The sequence below is a fragment of the Streptomyces sp. NPDC096079 genome (assembly GCF_040303145.1).
In the GTDB taxonomy this organism is placed as follows: Bacteria; Actinomycetota; Actinomycetes; order Streptomycetales; family Streptomycetaceae; genus Streptomyces.
Window position 1 is genome coordinate 284,950 of the sequence record NZ_JBEOST010000005.1, and the last position, 19,115, is coordinate 304,064.

General features: G+C 73.7%; 21 protein-coding genes. 10 read left to right on the forward strand and 11 right to left on the reverse strand.

Annotation, left to right across the window (positions count from 1 at the left end):
• Positions 1–111 precede the first annotated feature (111 nt).
• Positions 112–1,617 (forward strand): 30S ribosomal protein S1, encoded by a 1,506-nt coding sequence (gene rpsA, locus ABTY59_RS13660; RefSeq protein ID WP_030692649.1) that lies wholly within the window; start codon positions 112–114, stop codon positions 1,615–1,617.
• A gap of 87 nt (positions 1,618–1,704) precedes the next feature.
• On the opposite strand, the gene ABTY59_RS13665 is transcribed toward rpsA, so the two are convergent.
• Positions 1,705–2,652 carry a right-handed parallel beta-helix repeat-containing protein gene (locus ABTY59_RS13665; RefSeq protein ID WP_352019095.1) on the reverse strand — a complete coding sequence of 316 codons (948 nt, stop codon included), beginning with the start codon at positions 2,650–2,652 and terminating at the stop codon, positions 1,705–1,707.
• Between the two features lie 243 nt (positions 2,653–2,895).
• Here ABTY59_RS13665 and ABTY59_RS13670 point away from each other — a divergent pair, with 243 nt between their 5' ends.
• The 3 genes from ABTY59_RS13670 (at position 2,896) to ABTY59_RS13680 (ending at position 4,908) form a co-directional block, all read left to right on the forward strand.
• Entirely contained in the window at positions 2,896–3,834 is a 939-nt protein-coding gene (locus ABTY59_RS13670; RefSeq protein ID WP_352019096.1) for a PAC2 family protein, read from the forward strand.
• A gap of 31 nt (positions 3,835–3,865) precedes the next feature.
• Positions 3,866–4,471, forward strand: a complete 606-nt coding sequence (gene coaE, locus ABTY59_RS13675) for a dephospho-CoA kinase (RefSeq protein ID WP_352019097.1) — start codon at positions 3,866–3,868, stop codon at positions 4,469–4,471.
• 68 nt (positions 4,472–4,539) lie between these two features.
• Entirely contained in the window at positions 4,540–4,908 is a 369-nt protein-coding gene (locus tag ABTY59_RS13680) for a tetratricopeptide repeat protein (protein WP_352019098.1), read from the forward strand.
• 11 nt (positions 4,909–4,919) lie between these two features.
• Here the strand turns inward: ABTY59_RS13680 and ABTY59_RS13685 are convergent, their stop codons facing one another.
• Positions 4,920–5,189, reverse strand: a complete 270-nt coding sequence (locus ABTY59_RS13685) for a DUF6343 family protein (RefSeq protein WP_352019099.1) — start codon at positions 5,187–5,189, stop codon at positions 4,920–4,922.
• A 95-nt stretch (positions 5,190–5,284) separates the two neighbouring features.
• Positions 5,285–5,620 (reverse strand): hypothetical protein, encoded by a 336-nt coding sequence (locus ABTY59_RS13690; RefSeq protein ID WP_352019100.1) that lies wholly within the window; start codon positions 5,618–5,620, stop codon positions 5,285–5,287.
• Positions 5,621–5,790: 170 nt separating this feature from the next.
• Here ABTY59_RS13690 and ABTY59_RS13695 point away from each other — a divergent pair, with 170 nt between their 5' ends.
• From ABTY59_RS13695 to ABTY59_RS13705, 3 genes are all read left to right on the forward strand, one after another.
• Complete coding sequence (locus ABTY59_RS13695) at positions 5,791–8,652, forward strand: SCO1167/SCO6262 family helicase (RefSeq protein WP_352019101.1); 2,862 nt, start codon at positions 5,791–5,793, stop codon at positions 8,650–8,652.
• Positions 8,649–9,929, forward strand: coding sequence for an SWIM zinc finger family protein (locus tag ABTY59_RS13700; protein ID WP_352019102.1), 1,281 nt, complete (start codon positions 8,649–8,651; stop codon positions 9,927–9,929). The genes ABTY59_RS13695 and ABTY59_RS13700 overlap by 4 nt, the downstream gene beginning before the upstream one ends.
• Positions 9,930–10,067: 138 nt before the next feature.
• Positions 10,068–10,865: a chaplin gene (locus ABTY59_RS13705; RefSeq protein ID WP_352019103.1), complete on the forward strand. Its 798-nt coding sequence runs from the start codon at positions 10,068–10,070 to the stop codon at positions 10,863–10,865.
• Between the two features lie 84 nt (positions 10,866–10,949).
• On the opposite strand, the gene ABTY59_RS13710 is transcribed toward ABTY59_RS13705, so the two are convergent.
• From ABTY59_RS13710 to ABTY59_RS13720, 3 genes are all read right to left on the reverse strand, one after another.
• Positions 10,950–11,612, reverse strand: a complete 663-nt coding sequence (locus ABTY59_RS13710; RefSeq protein WP_352019104.1) for a DUF2293 domain-containing protein — start codon at positions 11,610–11,612, stop codon at positions 10,950–10,952.
• Between the two features lie 13 nt (positions 11,613–11,625).
• Positions 11,626–12,084 (reverse strand): plasmid transfer protein KilB, encoded by a 459-nt coding sequence (kilB, locus tag ABTY59_RS13715; RefSeq protein ID WP_352019105.1) that lies wholly within the window; start codon positions 12,082–12,084, stop codon positions 11,626–11,628.
• Positions 12,085–12,152: 68 nt separating this feature from the next.
• Positions 12,153–13,364, reverse strand: a complete 1,212-nt coding sequence (locus ABTY59_RS13720; protein WP_352019106.1) for a pyridoxal phosphate-dependent aminotransferase — start codon at positions 13,362–13,364, stop codon at positions 12,153–12,155.
• 91 nt (positions 13,365–13,455) lie between these two features.
• Here ABTY59_RS13720 and ABTY59_RS13725 point away from each other — a divergent pair, with 91 nt between their 5' ends.
• Positions 13,456–14,085, forward strand: a complete 630-nt coding sequence (locus ABTY59_RS13725) for a winged helix-turn-helix transcriptional regulator (protein ID WP_352019107.1) — start codon at positions 13,456–13,458, stop codon at positions 14,083–14,085.
• A gap of 44 nt (positions 14,086–14,129) precedes the next feature.
• On the opposite strand, the gene ABTY59_RS13730 is transcribed toward ABTY59_RS13725, so the two are convergent.
• Genes ABTY59_RS13730 through ABTY59_RS13740 form a run of 3 tightly spaced genes read right to left on the reverse strand, consistent with a single transcriptional unit; the run spans position 14,130 to position 15,729 of the window.
• A complete protein-coding gene (locus ABTY59_RS13730) occupies positions 14,130–14,480 on the reverse strand; it encodes a MerR family transcriptional regulator (RefSeq protein ID WP_352019108.1) in 351 nt (116 codons plus the stop codon).
• Positions 14,481–14,506: 26 nt separating this feature from the next.
• Positions 14,507–15,259 carry an SDR family NAD(P)-dependent oxidoreductase gene (locus tag ABTY59_RS13735; protein ID WP_352019109.1) on the reverse strand — a complete coding sequence of 251 codons (753 nt, stop codon included), beginning with the start codon at positions 15,257–15,259 and terminating at the stop codon, positions 14,507–14,509.
• A 53-nt stretch (positions 15,260–15,312) separates the two neighbouring features.
• On the reverse strand, positions 15,313–15,729 hold the full coding sequence (locus ABTY59_RS13740; RefSeq protein WP_352019110.1) for a VOC family protein: 417 nt from the start codon (positions 15,727–15,729) through the stop codon (positions 15,313–15,315).
• Positions 15,730–15,835: 106 nt separating this feature from the next.
• Here ABTY59_RS13740 and ABTY59_RS13745 point away from each other — a divergent pair, with 106 nt between their 5' ends.
• On the forward strand, positions 15,836–16,471 hold the full coding sequence (locus ABTY59_RS13745; RefSeq protein ID WP_352019217.1) for a nucleoside/nucleotide kinase family protein: 636 nt from the start codon (positions 15,836–15,838) through the stop codon (positions 16,469–16,471).
• Here the strand turns inward: ABTY59_RS13745 and ABTY59_RS13750 are convergent.
• Positions 16,468–17,508: a carbohydrate kinase family protein gene (locus ABTY59_RS13750; protein ID WP_352019111.1), complete on the reverse strand. Its 1,041-nt coding sequence runs from the start codon at positions 17,506–17,508 to the stop codon at positions 16,468–16,470. The two genes, ABTY59_RS13745 and ABTY59_RS13750, sit on opposite strands and share 4 nt — an antisense overlap.
• Positions 17,505–18,431 (reverse strand): pseudouridine-5'-phosphate glycosidase, encoded by a 927-nt coding sequence (locus tag ABTY59_RS13755; protein ID WP_352019112.1) that lies wholly within the window; start codon positions 18,429–18,431, stop codon positions 17,505–17,507. Before ABTY59_RS13755 ends, ABTY59_RS13750 begins: the two co-directional genes overlap by 4 nt.
• Positions 18,432–18,706: 275 nt before the next feature.
• On the opposite strand from ABTY59_RS13755, the gene ABTY59_RS13760 reads away from it, so the two are divergent.
• Positions 18,707–19,063, forward strand: a complete 357-nt coding sequence (locus ABTY59_RS13760; protein WP_352019113.1) for a cupin domain-containing protein — start codon at positions 18,707–18,709, stop codon at positions 19,061–19,063.
• The last annotated feature ends 52 nt before the right edge of the window (positions 19,064–19,115 follow it).

The window sequence follows — 19,115 nt, forward strand, 5'->3', positions numbered from 1 at the left end:
CCTCCCGTTCGCGGAAGGGCGCTTCATTGCTGTCCGGCTTCTTGGTGCGATACGGGCTCTCGGCGTAGCAGTACCTACGACTTTCTGTCCGTAACCGGAGCCCTTTCCCACATGACGAGCAGCACCGAGACCACCGCCACCACCCCGCAGGTTGCGGTCAACGACATCGGTAACGAGGAAGCCTTCCTCGCCGCGATCGACGAGACGATCAAGTACTTCAACGACGGCGACATCGTCGACGGCGTCATCGTGAAGGTCGACCGGGACGAGGTCCTGCTCGACATCGGTTACAAGACCGAAGGTGTCATCCCGAGCCGCGAGCTCTCGATCAAGCACGACGTCGACCCGAACGAGGTCGTCAAGGTCGGCGACGAGATCGAGGCCCTGGTTCTCCAGAAGGAGGACAAGGAAGGCCGCCTGATCCTCTCGAAGAAGCGTGCCCAGTACGAGCGCGCCTGGGGCACCATCGAGAAGATCAAGGAAGAGGACGGCATCGTCACCGGTACCGTCATCGAGGTCGTCAAGGGTGGTCTCATCCTCGACATCGGCCTCCGCGGCTTCCTCCCGGCCTCCCTGGTCGAGATGCGTCGCGTCCGCGACCTCCAGCCCTACGTGGGCAAGGAGCTCGAGGCGAAGATCATCGAGCTGGACAAGAACCGCAACAACGTGGTCCTGTCCCGCCGCGCCTGGCTGGAGCAGACCCAGTCCGAGGTTCGCCAGACCTTCCTCACGACCCTCCAGAAGGGTCAGGTCCGCTCCGGCGTCGTGTCCTCGATCGTCAACTTCGGTGCCTTCGTGGACCTGGGTGGCGTCGACGGCCTCGTGCACGTCTCCGAGCTGTCCTGGAAGCACATCGACCACCCCTCCGAGGTTGTCGAGGTCGGCCAGGAGGTCACCGTCGAGGTTCTCGACGTCGACATGGACCGCGAGCGTGTCTCCCTGTCGCTGAAGGCGACGCAGGAGGACCCGTGGCAGCAGTTCGCCCGGACCCACCAGATCGGTCAGGTCGTCCCGGGTAAGGTCACCAAGCTGGTTCCGTTCGGTGCGTTCGTCCGCGTGGACGAGGGCATCGAGGGTCTGGTCCACATCTCCGAGCTGGCCGAGCGCCACGTGGAGATCCCGGAGCAGGTCGTCCAGGTCAACGACGAGATCTTCGTCAAGGTCATCGACATCGACCTCGAGCGTCGTCGCATCAGCCTCTCGCTGAAGCAGGCCAACGAGTCCTTCGGTGCCGACCCGGCCTCGGTCGAGTTCGACCCGACCCTGTACGGCATGGCCGCGTCCTACGACGACCAGGGCAACTACATCTACCCCGAGGGCTTCGACCCCGAGACCAACGACTGGCTCGAGGGCTACGAGGCGCAGCGCGAGGCCTGGGAGACCCAGTACGCCGAGGCGCAGGCTCGCTTCGAGCAGCACCAGGCTCAGGTCATCAAGTCCCGCGAGGCCGACGAGGCCGCCGCTGCCGAGGGTGCTGCCGCCCCGGCCGCCGGCAACGCCGGTGCGGGCATCTCGGGTGGTTCGTACTCCTCGGAGTCGGACGACAACTCCGGCGCCCTGGCGTCGGACGAGGCGCTCGCCGCCCTCCGCGAGAAGCTCGCCGGCGGCCAGAGCTGAACAGGCTCGCCGCTGAGCGCTAGCCGCTAGCGAACCGAGGCCCGTTCCCCTTCGGGGGAGCGGGCCTCGGCCGTTCTCCGGCCTCCGTCAGGGGGTGACGGCGATGTTCGTCAGCCCGTTGCCGCCGGTCACCGTGTTGGAGGCGTACACGGTGGTCGTGCAGTCGGCGCTCTGGTGGGTGACGTTGATCGCGAGTCGCCGATCACCGGTCGCGCCGGTCAGATCCGAGCGGTTGCCCCGGAAGACCGTGCCGCAGCCCCAGCCGCTCTGCTGGGTGTGGGTCTCGAAGCCGTTGTTCGTCGTGTTGACGCCGGTGTTGTCCGCCACGAGGACACCGTTGCCCTTCACGTCGACCCAGGAGTCGTCGTAGTTGGCGCCGGTCAGCCCGCGCCCGTCGAAGGTGTTGCCGACGATCCTCGCCCCCGTCGTGCCCTCCTTGATGTCCACGCTCTCGCCGCCGACGTCCGGCCCGATGACGTTGTTCAGGATCTGTGCGTCGTCGCTCCGGTCGGAGAGGTTTCCGGCGGTGCCGACGTACACCCCCTCGCCCATGCCCCGGCCGTCGTTCCCGGTGTCGTAGATCCGCGAGTTCCTGACGACCCCGTTCCTGCTGGAATTGCGGAAGTGCACGCCCTCCATGTCCAGGTCGTGCACGGTCACCCCGTCGATCACCACGCCGTTCGCGGCGTCGGCCATGATCCCCTTCTGTCCGCCGGTCACCGTGATCCCCCCGACCGTCCAGTACGACGCGCCGTTGAGGTGCAGCCCGTAGCCCCCGCCCGCCGTGAGCACCGCGCGCGGGGAGCCGGTCAGGGTGATCCGGGCGGACGCGGTGCCCGGCGTCGTGGCCTTGAAGTTGCCGGTGTACGTACCGTCCGCGAGGTGGATCGTGTCGCCGGGCCGGGCGTTGGCGAGCGCCGTCTTGAGCTGGGCCGCGGTGGAGACCTCGACGGTGGCCGCGACCGCCGGGGTCGTGGCGAGGGGGACGGCGAGGAGCGCCGGGAGCAGAGGGAGGAGCAGCGTTCGGGTGCGCATGGTGGTTGCCTTCCGGGCAGCGAGTGGGGCAGGAGGAGTTCCTGTATGTGCACAGAGGTCGAGATGCTGAACGCGATGCTGTCCCGAGACGGTAGGGAGGGGGCGCGGCCATGTCAAGGTCTGGACCAATGGCCGTGATGTGCCGGAAATCCGCGCGCTCCGACGCGCCGGAACGCGTGCGACCCGGGAATGGCCGTGGCACCCGAGACGTTCCCAGAGAGAACACGAGGAGGAGCGGTAATCGTGCTTGATCCCCAGGATTTGTACGAATGGGACCCGAAGGGTGTGGCCGTCGTCGACCTGGCCCTGGCGCAGGAGTCGGCCGGGCTCGTCATGCTGTACCACTTCGACGGGTACATCGACGCGGGCGAGACCGGCGAGCAGATCGTCGACGGGCTGCTCGACACCCTCCCGCACCAGCTGGTGGCCCGCTTCGACCACGACCGGCTCGTGGACTACCGCGCCCGCCGCCCGCTGCTGACCTTCCGGCGCGACCGCTGGAGCGCGTACGAGACGCCGTCCATCGAGGTCCGTCTGGTGCAGGACGCCACCGGCGCGCCCTTCCTCGTCCTCTCCGGACCGGAGCCGGACGTGGAGTGGGAGCGGTTCGCCGTCGCCGTCCGGCAGATCGTGGAGCGCCTCGGGGTGCGCCTCTCCGTCAACTTCCACGGCATCCCCATGGGCGTGCCGCACACCCGCCCGGTCGGCCTCACCCCGCACGGCAGCCGCACCGACCTCATGCCCGGGCACCGCAGCCCCTTCGACGAGGCCCAGGTGCCCGGCAGCGCCGAGTCCCTCATCGAGTTCCGGCTCACCGAAGCGGGTCACGACACCCTCGGCGTCGCCGCCCACGTCCCGCACTACGTGGCCCGGTCCCCTTACCCGGACGCCGCCCTGACCGCGCTGGAGGCCGTCACCGCCGCCACCGGTCTCGTCCTCCCGGGCGTCGCCCACGCGCTGCGGACCGAGGCCCGGCGCACCCAGACCGAGATCGACCGTCAGATCGGCGAGGGCGACGAGGAGCTCGTCTCGCTGGTCCAGGGCCTTGAGCACCAGTACGACGCGGTCGCCGGCGCCGAGACGCGCGGCAGCCTGGTGGCCGAGCCGGTCGACCTGCCGTCGGCCGACGAGCTCGGCCGTGAGTTCGAGCGCTTCCTCGCGGAGCGGGAGGGCGACGCCTAGCCTCCGCGGGGCAGGCCCTAAGCTGCCGCTCATGCTGAAGGTGGGCCTGACCGGCGGGATCGGCGCCGGCAAGAGCGAAGTGTCACGGCTGCTCGTCTCGTACGGAGCCGTGCTGATCGACGCGGACCGGATCGCCCGCGAGGTCGTCGAGCCCGGCACCCCGGGGCTTGCGGCCGTCGTCGCGGCCTTCGGCGACGGCGTCCTCACCCCGGAGGGCACGCTCGACCGGCCGAAGCTCGGCTCGATCGTGTTCGCCGACCCCGAGCGCCTGGCCACCCTCAACGCCCTCGTGCACCCGCTGGTCGGGGCCCGGTCGGCGGAGCTGGAGAGCCGCGCGGGCGCCGGGGACGTCGTCGTCCACGACGTACCCCTGCTCACCGAGAACGGGCTCGCGCCGCTGTACGACCTGGTCGTGGTCGTCGACGCGTCCCCCGAGACACAGCTCGACCGGCTCGTACGGCTCCGGGGGATGGCGGCGCCCGAGGCCGAGGCCCGCATGGGGGCCCAGGCCACGCGCGCGCAGCGGCTCGCCGTCGCCGACCTCGTGATCGACAACGACGGCCCGCTCGACGCGCTGGAGCCGCAGGTGCGGAAGGTGTGGGACGAGCTGGAGCGCCGGGCCCACGGCACCCCCTAGAGGGGGCCGGCGGAATGCCCCGCCCGGGTACGGTGTTCAACCACCCGATCGAGGGGAAGGATGCCAACGTGGCCGACAGCAACCCGGAAACGCACGTCATCGACTTCCGCGCCGCCGAGCACCTGCTGGCCGCGCGGGACCCTCGCGGGGCCGTGAAGCTGCTGGACTCGGTGATCGCCGCCCACCCCGAGAACACCGCGGCGCGTCTGCTGCGCGCCCGGGCGTTCTTCGCCGCCGCGCAGCTCCGTCCGGCGCAGCTGGAGTTCGAGCTGGTCCTGGAGCGCGAGCCGGACAACGCCTTCGCCCACTTCGCGCTCGGCCGCACCTTCGAGCGCTCGGGACTGACCGCCCAGGCCATGCGGCACTTCCGCCTCGCCGCGGCGCTCGACCCGAAGCCCGAGTACCTCCGGGCGGCGGGCTTCGACACCCGGAACTGAGCGGGCGGCCGTCAGCGGCCCGTGCCGCCGTGATCGGGTTCGTACGGGGGGATGCTCCGGCCCGGCTGCCAGTGCGGGCCCCGGTGGATGTGGTGCAGCACCACCGTCATGTCGACCGCGACCACCAGGAACAGCACCCCGCAGGCCGCCGCCCAGCCGGGGCGCCCCACCAGCGAGAACACGGTCGTCCCGAAGGCGGCCCAGAGCAGTCCCCACAGGCTCAGCCAGAACCGCAGGCGCAGCGCGCTCCGCGCGTTCGCCGGCTCGTTCCCGGTCCGCATGACGGTCGCACCTCCCCTCGGGGCCCCGGGGTCACTTCCAGCATGGACCCGGGTCGAGGGAAACGGAACGGCTGCCGGGAGGCCCGGGCGGCCGCTCAGTGCACGACGCTGTAGCTACGCCAGGGCAGGGTGTCCGGGGCGATCCAGTTCGCGGAGTTGGTGGGGACATAGATGGAGTTCGGACCGTCGCAGTTGCGGGTCCGGTACATGATGATGTCGGTCAGGGCGTTGTTCTCGACCCTGGTCACGCCCGAGGGCGGCAGGCGGTGGCAGCCCTTCACCAGGGGACTCGTCACGGTCACCACGAACCTGTGCTGCGTCTCGGACTTGATCGTGCCCACGGCGGTGCGGCCGAGGCCCGAGCAGCCGGCGACGGCGAGAGTGAGCAGCACGGCCCCTGTGGCGGTCGTGAGACGCCGGCGAACGGACATGGCGGATCCTCTTCTGTCGGGTCGTTTCAGGCCACCATCCCGCCGGCGGCGACCCCTGTCATCCGCTGTTGGGCCGCCCGGGGGAACGGCCCCGCGCCCGTTGTCAGACCCCACCCGTAAGGTCGGAGGTCCAGTGGGGAATCGCCGGACAGCGGGAGGAGAGCGGAGCCGTGGCACACACCTGGACGACCGGCGCCGCCGTCTTCCTGCCCGCCGCCCTTCCCCGGGACGGCCGGGTCGCCTTCTGGGCCCCCGACGGCGGTGAGCTGCCGGACCCCGGGCCGAGCGGGGCGGAGCGGGTCGAGCTGACCGTGGCCCGCCGGCACGGCAGCGGCGCCCGGGGCAGGTCCGTGCCCGCCGTGACCCTGCCCGTCGCCGCCGCCCTGCCGCACCTCGTCGCGGCCCGCCACCACCCGGCCGCCCACCCCGCGACCGCCGCCTGGGGCGCCGCCGCCCTGCACGCCCTGCACCTCGCCGCACGCGGGCGGCTGCTGCCGGGACTGACCGCCGACGACCTCGACGCCTGGCGGGCCGGCCCCCTGGACGCCGAGGACATCGCCCATCTGCGGGCTGTCGCGGCCGCCCTGCCGTACGAGGGGTACGCCGTGCCGGTCGCCGCACGGGGCCCGCTGCGGCTGCCCGAGCCCGAGGCCCTCGTGCGGGCCTTCCTCGACGCCGTCGCCGACACGCTGCCCCGCACCCCGGCCGCCGCCCACGCGGTCGGCGCGCCGTTCGCCGCGCGTGCACCCCAGCACCTGCCCCGCGCGCGGGCCTGGGCCGCCGAGGCGGCGGCCGGGATGGACGCGGGGGTGCGGGTCTCGCTCCGCCTCGACCTGTCCCCGTACGAACTCTTCGACACCACGGCCGGCACCGACGACGCGCGAGCGGGGGAGCGGACCGAGGGGGAGCGGCACGCCGCCGCCGCGCTCCTCCAGATCCACAGCCTCGCCGACCCGACCCTCGTCATCGACGCCGCGGACCTGTGGGCCGGGGACGGGGAGCACTTCGGGCCCCGCGCCCGGATCGACGCCGTCCTCGCCCTGCGCCGGGCCGCCCGCGTGTGGACCCCGCTCACCCGGCTCCTGGAGCGGGACGTGCCCGACGTCCTCGCCGTCACCGAGGACGAGCTGTACGAGCTGCTCGGCCCGGCCGCCGCCCGGCTCGCCGACGCCGGGGTCGCCCTGCACTGGCCGCGCGAGCTCGCCCGCTCGCTCAGCGCCTCGGCGGTCGTCCGCCCCGCCCAGGCGGCGCCCGGCTCCGCCACCGACGGCACCTCCTTCTTCGACAGCGACGAGCTCCTGCGGTTCAACTGGCAGCTGGCCCTCGACGGCGATCCGCTCACCGAGCGCGAGATGGACCTCCTGGCCGAGGCCCACCGGCCCGTCGTGCGCCTCCGTGACCAGTGGGTGGTCGTCGATCCCGCGCTCGTCCGCAAGGCCCGCAAGCGGGAACTCGGCCTGCTCGAACCGGTCGACGCCCTCGCCGCCGCCCTCACCGGCACCGCCGAGGTGGAGGGCGAGTCCGTCCCCGCCGTCCCCGTCGGGGCCCTCGCCGCGCTCCGCGACCGGCTCCTGGCCGGCCCCGAGGACGTGCAGGCCCCACCGGGCCTCACCGCCACCCTCCGCGACTACCAGCTGCGCGGCCTCGCCTGGCTGGACCTGATGACCTCGCTCGGGCTCGGCGGCTGCCTCGCCGACGACATGGGGCTCGGCAAGACCGTCACCCTCATCGCCCTCCACCTCCGCCGCGCCCGGCGCGCCCCCACGCTCGTGGTCTGCCCGGCCTCCCTCCTCGGGAACTGGCAGCGGGAGGTGCGGAAGTTCGCCCCCGACGTGCCCGTCCGGCGCTTCCACGGCACCGACCGCGACCTCGACGGCACCGAGGGCGGCTTCGTCCTCACCACCTACGGCACCCTGCGCACCAGCGCCGCCCGGCTGGCCGAGCGGGAGTGGGGGATGGTCGTCGCCGACGAGGCACAGCACGTCAAGAACCCGTTCTCCGCGACCGCCAAGGCGCTCCGCGAGATCCCCGCACCCGCCAGGGTCGCCCTCACCGGCACCCCCGTGGAGAACAACCTCTCCGAGCTCTGGGCGCTCCTCGACTGGACCACCCCCGGTCTCCTCGGCCCGCTCAAGGCCTTCCGCTCCCGGCACGCCCGCGCCGTGGAGAACCACGAGGAGATCGAGCACGAGCAGGCCGTCGAGCGGCTCGCCCGGCTCGTGCGCCCCTTCCTGCTGCGCCGCCGCAAGTCCGATCCCGGCATCGTCCCCGAACTGCCGCCCAAGACGGAGTCCGACCATCCCGTCGCCCTCACCCGGGAACAGGCCTCGCTCTACGAGGCGGTCGTCCGCGAGACCATGACACGGATCGAAGGAGCCGAGGGCATGGCCCGCCGGGGGCTCGTCATGAGCCTCCTGACCTCGCTCAAGCAGATCTGCAACCACCCCGCGCAGTACCTCAAGGAGCAGGCACCGCGCGGCGGCGGCACCGCGCGGCTCGCCGCGCGCTCGGGAAAGCTCGCCCTGCTCGACGAGCTCCTCGACACGATCCTCGCGGAGGACGGGTCCGTGCTCGTCTTCACCCAGTACGTGTCGATGGCGCGGCTCCTCGCCGACCACCTCGCCGCGCGCGGCATCCCCGCCCAACTCCTGCACGGCGGCACCCCGGTGGCCGAGCGGGAGCGGATGGTCGACCGCTTCCAGGCCGGTGAGGTCCCGGTCTTCCTGCTCTCCCTGAAGGCCGCGGGCACCGGCCTCAACCTCACCCGGGCCGGCCATGTCGTCCACTACGACCGCTGGTGGAACCCGGCGGTGGAGGAGCAGGCCACCGACCGTGCCTACCGCATCGGCCAGACCCAGCCGGTCCAGGTCCACCGGCTCGTCGCCGAGGGGACCGTCGAAGACCGCATCGCCGAGATGCTCCGCGCCAAGCGGGCCCTGGCCGACGCCGTCCTCGGCTCGGGAGAGGCCGCCCTCACCGAACTCACCGACCGGGAGCTCGCCGACCTGGTGTCCCTGAGGAGGCCCTCGTGAACCACCCCCGGGGCGCGCGCGGCGCACGGGGCGCCGCCCCCCGCCACGACGACCGCCGCCGCAGCTTCCCGCAGGTCGCCCCGCGCTCGGCGTCCGACGGCCGGTTCGCCGCCTCCTGGTGGGGGAACGCCTGGGTGACCGCCCTGGAGTCCACCGCCCTCGACCCGGCGCGGCTCGCGCGCGGCAAGACGTACGCGGGACGCGGCCACGTCGACGCGATCACGGTCACCCCCGGCCGGGTCGTGGCCTATGTGCACGGCAGCCGGCCCCGCCCGTACCGCACCGAGATCAGGATGCGGACCCTCGACGACGACGGCTGGGAGCGGTTCCTCGACGAGGCCGCCGCCCGCCCCGACCACATCGCCGCCCTCCTCGACAAGGACGTGCCGCACGCCCTGGAGGCCGTCACCGGACTGCTGCCCGCGCCGGGCGACCTCGTCCCCGACTGCTCCTGCCCGGACGACGGCTACCCCTGCAAGCACGCCGCGGCCCTCTGCTACCAGGCCGCCCGCCTCCTCGACGAGGACCCCTTCGTCCTCTTCCTGATGCGCGGCCGCGGGGAGCAGGAACTCCTCGCCGAGCTCACCCGGCGCAACGCCGCCCGGAGCGCCGCGGAGACGGGTGCCGCAGCCCCGCCGATGCCGACGGTCCCCGCCCGGATCGCGATCGACGCGGCCACCGGTGCCGGGCTGCTGCCGCTGCCGCCCGAGCTGCCGGTCCCGGACCGGCCAGGCCGCCCCCCGGTCTTCCCGCCGGACCCCCACGCCCCCGATCCGCTCGCCCTCGACCTGCTCGCCACCGAGGCCGCCGCCCGCGCCCACGCCTTCCTGGCCACCGGCCACGACCCGGTCGCCGCGCTCACGCCCTGGCAGGACGCGGTCCGGCTGGCCGCCGCACACCCCGGTTCGGGACTGACCGCCTCCTCCCGCGCGCTCTACCGGGACCTGGCGTACGCCCTGGACCGCACCCCCACGGACCTGGCCCGCGCGGTCGCCGCCTGGCGGCAGGGCGGCGCGGCGGGCCTCGCGGTCCTCGAAGAGCCCTGGGATCCGCCCGCCGGTCCTTTCGACCGGGCCAGACCCGCGCTGATCGCCGCCGACTTCCCGTCGCTGCGCCCCTGGCGCAACCGGCTCTCCGGGGACTCCCTCCAGCTCCGGCTCGGCCGGGACGGTCTCTGGTACGGATACGAGTCGGACGCCGGACGCGAGGACTGGTGGCCGCGCGGAGCCCCCGACCCGGACCCGGTCGGCGCCCTCACCGATCTGCTCGGGCGCTGACGGGAGTTGACCCGACACTCGAACGGAGTCCCACTCGATGGAGTGAAACCCGTCAACGGCTGGATCCGGCACGCAGGTTTGTCGCGTTGATTCCGGTACGGGCGCTTGCCCGTGTACACCTCCGGAAGGCAGGAAGCCATGAGGCAGATTCGCCGAAGTGGTCTGGCCACACTGTTGGTCACGGGCGGAGCGCTCGCCCTCTCGGCGGGCGCCGCGCACGCCGACGCCGGTGCGCAGGGCGCCGCCGTCGGTTCGCCGGGAGTCGGTTCCGGCAACACGATTCAGCTCCCGGTGCACGTGCCGGTCAACGTCTGCGGCAACACGGTCAACGTCGTCGGGCTGCTCAACCCGGCCGCGGGCAACAGTTGTGCCAACCGCTCCGCCGCACCCGAGACCGGGGGCTACGGGGACGAGAAGGGCGGTGGCCACGCCCACAAGGACCAGCCCGGCACCCCGCGCGGCGGCGAGCAGGCCGGCGGCTCCCACGGCGGTGGCTCCCACGGGGGCGCTTCCTCCAACGGCGGCGGGTCCACCGCCGAGACCCACGCCGAGGGATCCCCGGGCGTCCTCTCCGGGAACGGCCTCCAGCTGCCCATCGACCTCCCCGTGAACCTCAGCGGGAACTCGGTCAACGTGGTCGGCATCGGCAACCCGGCCGTCGGCAACACCTCGGTGAACGGCCCGGCCAAGCCCGAGCAGCCGATCGAGACGCCGACGCCCCGCCCGCAGACCCCCGTGCGGAACGTGCCGGTGCCGCAGGCCGAGACCGTGACCCCGCCCGCCCCGGCGCCCGCGCCGCAGGGTGAGACGAGCACGGCCTCGCTGGCCTCCACGGGCTCGGACGCCACGGGATACGCCGCTTCCGCGAGCGCGGCGCTGCTCCTCGGCGGCGCGCTGCTCTACCGCCGGGGACGTCGCACCGGCGACCAGGCCTGAGGGTCGGCCCCCCCGGCCCCCGCGCGGCCGGGGCGACGCGGGCTGACGCCCGAGCCGTCAGCCCCGCTCCCGGCCGCCCGTGGTTCAGCCGCTCTCGCGCCAGGTCCGGAGCACCGCCTCGATGGCGGGCGCGATCCTCGTCCGGGCCTGGTGCCGGGGGATCCCCTGCATCAGCAGGGAGTCGTACGGCGTGTCCACGTGCCGTACGGAGGCTCGTACCGCGGCGGTGACCGCGCCGCGGTCGAGCGAGCGGCCGGCGGCCGTCCGCCCCACCCGTCCGCTGCCCTTCGCCGAGGCGTGGACGGCGATCTCCGTGGCCCGGTCCGCCGGGCAGGACGGGAACAGCCGCAGGATCTCCGCCCGGAGGACCTCGGTGATCTCGGCGTCGAGGGCGGACCGCCGCGCCGCGTCCCGGGCCCGTCGCGCGGCCCGGGCCTCCTCGTCCGCCAGGCAGGCCCGCTCCGCCTCGGCGAGGGCGGCCTCCTCGACGAGCAGGCCCTGGCGTTCGTACCGGGTGCGGCGCCGGTTGTGCCGTACGACGACGGCCCAGAGGGTGCTGGCCTCCCTGGCGCGGCGGGTGAGCGCCGTGTCGCCCCGGCGCAGGAAGACGAGATGGCCGAGATCGGCGCAGTCCAGGCAGACCGGTGCGTTGAACTCGACGATCATCCGTTCCAGCGGCCCCTGGCGACATTCCGAGCAGCGGCGGCGCCTGAGCGGTTCGACGACGACGGGCGCGACGAGGTCCACGGCGGGCCCCCGATCAGCGGACGCCGGGAGCGGCGGCGGCGATGAACACGGCGAGCGCCTCCTTCGCCTGCTGCGAGCGGCGGGCGCGGTCCGCCTCGTCGACGGCCTCGTGCATGCAGTGGGAGTCCACGAACGCCGCCTCGGCGAGCCGTCGCACCTCCGGGTCCTCGCAGACCAGCTGGACGCGGAAGAGGGCCTGCCGGGCGGCGGTGCGCTGCCGGTAGGAGGCGTGCCGGGACTCCTCCGCCTCCTCCGAGCCGGGCTGCCGACGCGCCCGGAACCAGCGGTCGTTCTGGCTGTGCCGGTAGTCGACGACCGCGCCCGCGAAGGCGCTGTAGGTCGAGATCCGTTCCTGCCGGAGCTGTTCGGTGCGGGCGAGGGCGGCCGTGCGCTCGGTGGCCCGCCCCTGGAACCAGTGCGTGAAGACGACGCCCAACAGGGTTCCCACCACGGCTATCAGCGCCGCATCCATGACCGGTCGCCCTCCCGATTCCCTCGGCCCTCCGACCCGTAGATCATGACAGCACGAGGGGGTGGACGTCACTGCCGGTAGCCGCTCAGGAATCGGCCGATGCGGCTGATCGCGGCGTCGAGGTCGTCGGCGTAGGGCAGGGTCAGGATGCGGAAGTGGTCCGGGCGCGGCCAGTTGAAACCGGTGCCCTGCACGACCTGGATCTTCTCCCGCAGGAGCAGGTCGAGGACGAACTTCTCGTCGTCGTGGATCCGGTGCACGGCGGGGTCGAGGCGCGGGAAGGCGTACAGGGCGCCCTTCGGCTTCACGCAGGAGACGCCGGGGATCTCGTTGAGCTTCTCCCAGGCCCGGTCGCGCTGTTCGCGCAGCCGGCCGCCCGGGGCGCACAGTTCGTGGATCGACTGCCGCCCGCCGAGCGCGGCCTGGATGGCGTACTGGGCGGGGGCGTTGGGGCAGAGCCGCATGGAGGCCAGCATGGTGAGGCCCTCCAGGTAGTTCCTCGCGTGCTGCTTCGGCCCGGTGACCACCAGCCAGCCGGAGCGGAAGCCCGCGACGCGGTAGGTCTTGGAGAGCCCGCCGAAGGTGAGGACGACGAGGTCGGGGGCGAGGGAGGCGGCGGGGTGGTGGACGACCTCGTCGTAGACGATCTGGTCGTAGATCTCGTCGGCGAGGACCATCAGGCCGTGGCGGCGGGCGAGTTCGAAGATGCCGTCCAGGACCTCCTTCGGGTAGACCGCGCCGGTGGGGTTGTTGGGGTTGATGACGACGACGGCCTTGGTGCGGTCGGTGATCTTCGACGCCATGTCGTCGAGGTCCGGGTACCAGTCGGCGGACTCGTCGCACAGGTAGTGCACGGGCTTGCCGCCCGCCAGCGTGATCACCGCCGTCCACAGCGGGTAGTCGGGGGCGGGTACGAGGACCTCGTCACCGTCCTCCAGGAGGGCCTGGACGGCCATGGAGATCAGTTCGGACACGCCGTTGCCGAGGTAGATGTCGTCGACGTCCACGTCCGGCAGGCCCATGGACTGGTAGCGCTGGGCGACCGCGCGCCGGGCGGAGAGGATGCCGCGCGAGTCGGTGTAGCCGTGGGCCTTGGGGAGCATCCGGATCATGTCCTGGACGATCTCCTCGGGGGCCTCGAAGCCGAAGAGCGCCGGGTTGCCGGTGTTGAGGCGCAGGACGCTGTGGCCGGCCTCCTCCAGCGCGTTGGCGTGCTCGATCACCGGGCCGCGGATCTCGTAGCAGACCTCGCTCAGCTTGCTCGACTGCCGGAACTCCATGTCCGACCTCCCCAGGTCCCCGGAATCAGTGATGCTTGGTTTTACCAAGTTCGAGCTTGGAAAGTCCAACAACATGTCTAGACTGCGTCGCATGCCACGTCAGCCACGCCGCCGCAGCTACGACCAGCACTGCGCCGCCGCGCGCGCCCTCGACCTCGTCGGCGACCGCTGGACCCTGCTCGTCGTCCGCGAACTCCTCGCCGGGCCGCGCCGCTACACCGACCTCCACGCCGACCTGCCCGGCGTCAGCACCGACATGCTCGCCGGCCGCCTCAAGGACATGGAGGGCGCCGGACTCGCCACCCGGCGCCGGCTGCCCCCGCCCGCCTCGGCGTCCGTGTACGAACTCACCCCGCGCGGACGCGAACTGCTGCCCGTGCTGCGCACCCTCGCCGCCTGGGGCGCGCCCGACCTCGGGGAGCCCCGGCCCACCGACGCCGTCCGGGCCCACTGGTACGCGATCCCGCTCCTCGACGCCCTCGCGGAGCTCGGTCCGGGAGTCGTCCAAGTAACCCTCGACGAGGGCGAGTTCCACGTACGCATCGAGGTCGACGGCGGTGTGTCCTACGGGGACGGAGGCGTGACGGCCCCCGATGCCCGGCTGCGGACCGACACGGCGACCTGCCGGGCCCTCGCCACGGGGGAGCTGACACTGGGCGAGGCGGTCGCGTCGGGCCGCGCCGCACTCGAAGGGGTCGCGCCGGCGGGCGTGCCGGCCTGAACCCGGGCGATGGCGCCCTGGCGGCCCCGCAAGGGCCGTCGCCCTCAGGAGGACCGCGCGGCCAAGGCCTTCGCCAGACGGTCGCGGGCCGCCGTCTGCGCCGCGATGCGCGCGTCGATCACGGCGAGCCGCTCGCGGGCGATCTCCAGCGCGCGGGGGGACGGCGGGACCGCGGAGACGTCCCCGTCCAGGCAGGTGCGGAAGGCGGACACGTCGTCCAGGGTGAAGCCCGCGTCCAGCAGGTACCGGATGTTCGCCACCCGCACGACCGCGGTCTCCTCGTACGACCGGTACCCGTTGGCCGCGCGGACGGACGCGATCAGCCCCGCCTGCTCGTAGTGCCGCAGCGCGCGGGCCGACACCCCGGTCCGCCGGGCCAGTTCACCGATGCGCAAGGACGCCACCTCCTCGCGCAGTGGTATCACGCGACCAGCGCGCCGCCGTCCACGGGCAGCACGGTGCCCGTCAGGAACGCGGCGTCCGGGGCGGCGAGCGCGGTGATCGCCCAGGCGACCTCCTCGGGCCGGCCGATGCGTCCCAGCGGGGTGTGCGCGAGCTGCCAGGACCGGACGGCCTCCCGCTGCTCGGGCGAGAGGCCCATGTGGTCCGCGATCGGCGTCTCGATCGCGCCGGGCGCGACCGCCACGACCCGGACGCCGGCCGGCGCGAGCTCCACCGCCCAGCAGCGGGTCAGGGTCTCCAGGGCGCTCTTGGTCGCCGGATAGACGGAGTTGGCGGGCCAGCCGCGCTGGCCGATCGTCGTCGTGACGTTCACGACGACGCCCCGGCTCTCCCGGAGCGCGGGGACGGCCGCCTGCGTCAGCAGGACCGGGGCGACGAGGTTCGTCTCCAGGAGCGGGCCGATCACGGAACGGCCGAGGGTGCCGAGCGGGCCGCCCGTGGAGATCCCGGCGTTGTTGACCAGGACGTCGAGCCGGCCGTGTGCCGTCAGCACGGAGCGGACGATCTCCTCGGGCGCGCCGTCCCCCGTGACGTCGGCGGTGAACGGGTGGATGCCCGGGTGCCCCTCGGCCGTCTCCCGCAGCGGCTCCGCCCTGCGGCCGACGGCGACGACCGTGGCCCCCTGTCCGGCGAAGGAGCGCGCGGTGGCCCGGCCGATGCCGGTGCCGGCGCCGGTGACGACGACGACCCTGGTGGGTGTGGTGGTGTCCATGGGGCGATCGTCGAACCGTGACGCCAGTGACAAGGTCAAGCCGTGACGCGCGATCAGCTCTGCGGGCGGAGGAACTCGAGCCGGTTCCCGTGGCAGTCCGCGACGTAGAAGCGCCGGTGGCCGGGGAAGTCGTCGTCCCAGGTCACCTCGACGCCCTGGCCGGCCAGCCGCGCGGCCAGCCCGTCGATGTCGCCGACCAGGATGCCCGGGTGCCCCTTGCGGGCCGGCCGGAAGTCCTCCTCGACGCCCAGATGGATCTCCAGCGCGTCCGAGCGCACCCACAGGCCGCCGCGCGCCGCCAGGACCGGCGGCTTCCGGATCTCGGTCATGCCGAGCACGTCCACGTAGAAGCCGCGGCACACGTCCTCCTCGCCCGGCGGCAGCGAGAGCTGCACGTGGTGCAGTCCGAGACCGAAGGGCGTCGTCGCCTCCGTGGTCCCGTAGGGAAGTGCTTCCTGGCGCGGACTCATGCGGACCTCTCCTCCGGCGGTGCCGTACGGTCGCACGGCCAGGTCACCGTAATGCGGTGGGTGTCAGCCGGTACACGTCAGGGGAGCGACGGGCAGGATGAGCGGGATGCGATACGAGGCGATCACCTGGGACCGGTTGGCGGAGGCGCTCGCCGGCCACCTCGACGCGTCCCCCGCCGCGGGGGGCGACTCCTGGCTCAAGGTGGGCATCGACGGGCCGCCCGCCGCGCCCGGCGACGAGCTCGCAGGACTCCTCGCCGAGGCGCTGCGCACCCGCGGGCGCGCGGTCCACGTCGTCGGCACCGGCGGCTTCCTGCGGCCCGCCTCCCTCCGGTTCGAGTACGGGAAGCGGGACCCCGACGCGTACTACAGCGGGTGGACCGACACCGGGGCCCTGTGGCGGGAGGTGTTCGGCCCGCTGGAACCCGGCGGCACCGGGCGCGTCCTGCCCGACCTGTGGGACCCGGCCACGGACCGCGCGACCCGCAGCCCGTACGTCACGCTGCCGCCGCGCGGGGTGCTGGTGCTGCACGGTCCCTTCCTGCTCGGCCACTGGTTCCCCTTCGACCTCACCGTGCACCTGCGGCTCTCGCCCGCCGCCCTCGCGCGGCGCACGGGGGAGGCCTGGACGCTGCCCGCCTTCGCCCGGTACGAGGCGGAGGTCGACCCCACCGAGGCGGCGGACGCCGTGGTGCGCGCCGACGACCCGCGCCACCCGGCCTGGACGGGCCTGCGGACCTAGGGCCTGCCTTTCGGATCAGGGTCCGCCGAGGCCTCTAGGTCCTCCGAGGCTTCCAGGTCCGCCGAGGCCTCCAGGTCCTCCGGGGCGTCCAGGCCCCCCCGGGCGTCCAGGTGCTCCGGGTCCCCCGGTGATTCCGGCGCCGACGCGGGTCTGCCGCCCACGGTGGTGACCGCCTCCGCGCCCGCTCGGCAGCCCGCCGCGGCGGCTCCCGCCGCGTCCGCTCCCGCGAGCCGCGCCGCCAGGAACGCCCCCGTGAACGCGTCGCCCGCGCCCGTCGAGTCCACCGGCAGCACCGGTGGCGCCGGCACCCGCGCGGTGACCGCGCCGCCCTCGGCGACCAGGGCACCCGCCGCGCCGAGCGTGACCACGACCAGCGGGAACCGCCGGCTCAACTCCGCCGCGGCCGACTCCGGTTCTCCGCACCCCGTGAGGTGCCGGGCCTCGTCGGCGTTGGGCAGCAGCGTCTCGGCGCCCTCCGCCGCCGCGAGGAACCGGTCCGCGCCCAGCTCCGCGAGGAACCCCGCCGACGCCGGGTCCACGCTCACCGGGACACCCGCTTCCCGCGCGTCCCGCAGCGCCCGGCGGGCCGTCTCGCGGCTCGTCGAGGCGAAGAACAGGTACCCCGAGAGGTGCAGCCGGGCGACGCCGTCGAGGAGCCCCGGCGACCAGTCGGCGGGGGAGAGGCGCAGCGCGGCCCCGCTGTCCGTCAGGAAGGTGCGCTCCGCCGAGCCGTCGACGAGCGCGATCACCGTGGCCGTCGCCGCCTCCGGGTCGGGGACGAGCAGGGGGCGCACGCCCGCCCTCCGCAGCGCCCGCTCGTGCCAGCCGGCCGCGTCCGTCCCCACCCGTCCGAGCATCCGCACCTCGCCGTGGCCCGAACGCGCCGCCCAGCAGGCCGCGTTGGCCCCGGCGCCGCCGGGGAGGGTGCGGATCTCCGCCGCCGTGTCCGTGGCGGGCGCCAACGGGGTCGGGTGCCGGGCGACGACGTCCGTGACCACGTCCCCGACGACGAGCAGCGCGGCCCCGGCGCGGGTCACCGGCCGTCCGCGCCGGACGCCGACGCGTACGCTCCCGCGATGCGCGCCGCGAGCCGCACATTGCCCCGTACCGCCGCGAGGTTGGCCTCCAGGGACGCCCCTTCCGTGTGCACCATCAGGTACTCCAGGAGGAACGGGGTCACCGCCTGCCCGGTGACGCCCTTCTCCCGCACCTCGGCGAGGCCCCGCGCGAGCACCCGGTCGTGCAGCGCGGGATCCAGCTGCTCCGCCACCGGCACCGGGTTCGCCACGACGAGCGCGGCGCGGGGTCCGTCCAGGGCGTCCTGGGCCCGTATGACCCCGGCCACCTCCGCCGGGGTGCGCAGGGTCCAGTCGACGGGCTCGCCCGAGGAGGAGAGGTAGAAGCCGGGGAAGCGCTCCGTGCCGTAGCCGACGACGGTCACGCCCAGGGTCTCCAGGCGCTGGAGCGTCGCGGGCACGTCGAGGATCGACTTGACCCCGGCGCACACCACGGTGATCCCGACCCGGGCGAGCAGCCGCAGGTCGGCGGACTCGTCCTGCGTCTCGCGCCACTCGCGGTGCACTCCGCCGAGCCCGCCCGTCGCGAACACCCGTATGCCCGCCGCGTCCGCCAGCCAGGCCGTCGCCGAGACCGTCGTCGCCCCGGTCGCCCCGGTCGCCAGGGCCGGGGCCAGATCGCGATGGCCCAGCTTCCGCACCGACGGGTCCTCGGCGATCCGGGTCAGCGCCGCCCGGTCGAGGCCGACTCTGGCCGTGCCGTCGACCACCGCGATCGTGGCGGGGACGGCGCCCCCGGCCCGTACCGACTCCTCCAGCTCCTCGGCCACGGCGAGGTTGCGCGGGCGCGGCAGGCCGTGGGCGATGAGCGTCGATTCCAGCGCGACGACGGGCCGGCCCTCGTGGAGCGCTTCCCGTACCTCTTCGGACACCTGTGTGGACATGCCCCATTCCTTGGCGCGATCACCGGGCCCGCAAACCTCGTTGGCGACCTCCTGCCACACGCCGGGAGACCGCTGCGGAATCCGTGACGGACCGGCGGGCGGCGGTGCCGGGGGTGGCCCGGGGGCCCTTGGGGCACTGCGCCCGAGGGCCGGTGCGGATTTCGTCGCCGGGGACGACCTTCGGTATCGCTCCTGGTGGGAGCCGAAACGGAGGCTGTTGTTCCAGGCGATCCCGGCCTCGGAATCCTCTCGGAGCCCGGCTACAGTCACCGCCCATGACGACTCATGACCTGCCTTCCTTCGCCGTGCACATCCCCGACGCGGAGCTGGAGGCCGAGCCCCTCGACCCCGGCCAGATCGTCTCCGGCACGCCCGAGGTGACGGGCAAGGTGCTGTGGGAGTCGGCCGACGGCAAGCAGCTGCGCGGCATCTGGCAGATCACGCCCGGCGTCGTCACCGACACCGAGGCCAACGAGCTCTTCGTGGTGGTCTCCGGGCGCGCGACCGTCGCCGTCGAGGGCGGCGCCACCCTGGAGATCGGCCCCGGCGACGCGTGCGTGCTGAGGGAGGGCGACCGGACGACGTGGACCGTGCACGAGACCCTGCGCAAGGCGTACCACATCAGTCTCTGAACCCCGGGTGAACAGTCGGCGCGGGGCCCGGCGTCCCGGCTTCCGAGGTCTG

What these genes read in the sequence shown, in the direction of transcription:
- ABTY59_RS13760 (WP_352019113.1), top strand. Translation starts at nt 18,707, where the DNA reads ATGACGACTCATGACCTGCCTTCCTTCGCCGTGCACATCCCCGACGCG.
- ABTY59_RS13745 (WP_352019217.1), top strand. Translation starts at nt 15,836, where the DNA reads ATGCGATACGAGGCGATCACCTGGGACCGGTTGGCGGAGGCGCTCGCC.
- rpsA (WP_030692649.1), top strand. Translation starts at nt 112, where the DNA reads ATGACGAGCAGCACCGAGACCACCGCCACCACCCCGCAGGTTGCGGTC.
- ABTY59_RS13725 (WP_352019107.1), top strand. Translation starts at nt 13,456, where the DNA reads ATGCCACGTCAGCCACGCCGCCGCAGCTACGACCAGCACTGCGCCGCC.
- ABTY59_RS13755 (WP_352019112.1), bottom strand. Translation starts at nt 18,431, where the DNA reads ATGTCCACACAGGTGTCCGAAGAGGTACGGGAAGCGCTCCACGAGGGC.
- ABTY59_RS13690 (WP_352019100.1), bottom strand. Translation starts at nt 5,620, where the DNA reads ATGTCCGTTCGCCGGCGTCTCACGACCGCCACAGGGGCCGTGCTGCTC.
- ABTY59_RS13705 (WP_352019103.1), top strand. Translation starts at nt 10,068, where the DNA reads ATGAGGCAGATTCGCCGAAGTGGTCTGGCCACACTGTTGGTCACGGGC.
- kilB (WP_352019105.1), bottom strand. Translation starts at nt 12,084, where the DNA reads ATGGATGCGGCGCTGATAGCCGTGGTGGGAACCCTGTTGGGCGTCGTC.
- coaE (WP_352019097.1), top strand. Translation starts at nt 3,866, where the DNA reads ATGCTGAAGGTGGGCCTGACCGGCGGGATCGGCGCCGGCAAGAGCGAA.
- ABTY59_RS13740 (WP_352019110.1), bottom strand. Translation starts at nt 15,729, where the DNA reads ATGAGTCCGCGCCAGGAAGCACTTCCCTACGGGACCACGGAGGCGACG.
- ABTY59_RS13735 (WP_352019109.1), bottom strand. Translation starts at nt 15,259, where the DNA reads ATGGACACCACCACACCCACCAGGGTCGTCGTCGTCACCGGCGCCGGC.
- ABTY59_RS13720 (WP_352019106.1), bottom strand. Translation starts at nt 13,364, where the DNA reads ATGGAGTTCCGGCAGTCGAGCAAGCTGAGCGAGGTCTGCTACGAGATC.
- ABTY59_RS13665 (WP_352019095.1), bottom strand. Translation starts at nt 2,652, where the DNA reads ATGCGCACCCGAACGCTGCTCCTCCCTCTGCTCCCGGCGCTCCTCGCC.
- ABTY59_RS13685 (WP_352019099.1), bottom strand. Translation starts at nt 5,189, where the DNA reads ATGCGGACCGGGAACGAGCCGGCGAACGCGCGGAGCGCGCTGCGCCTG.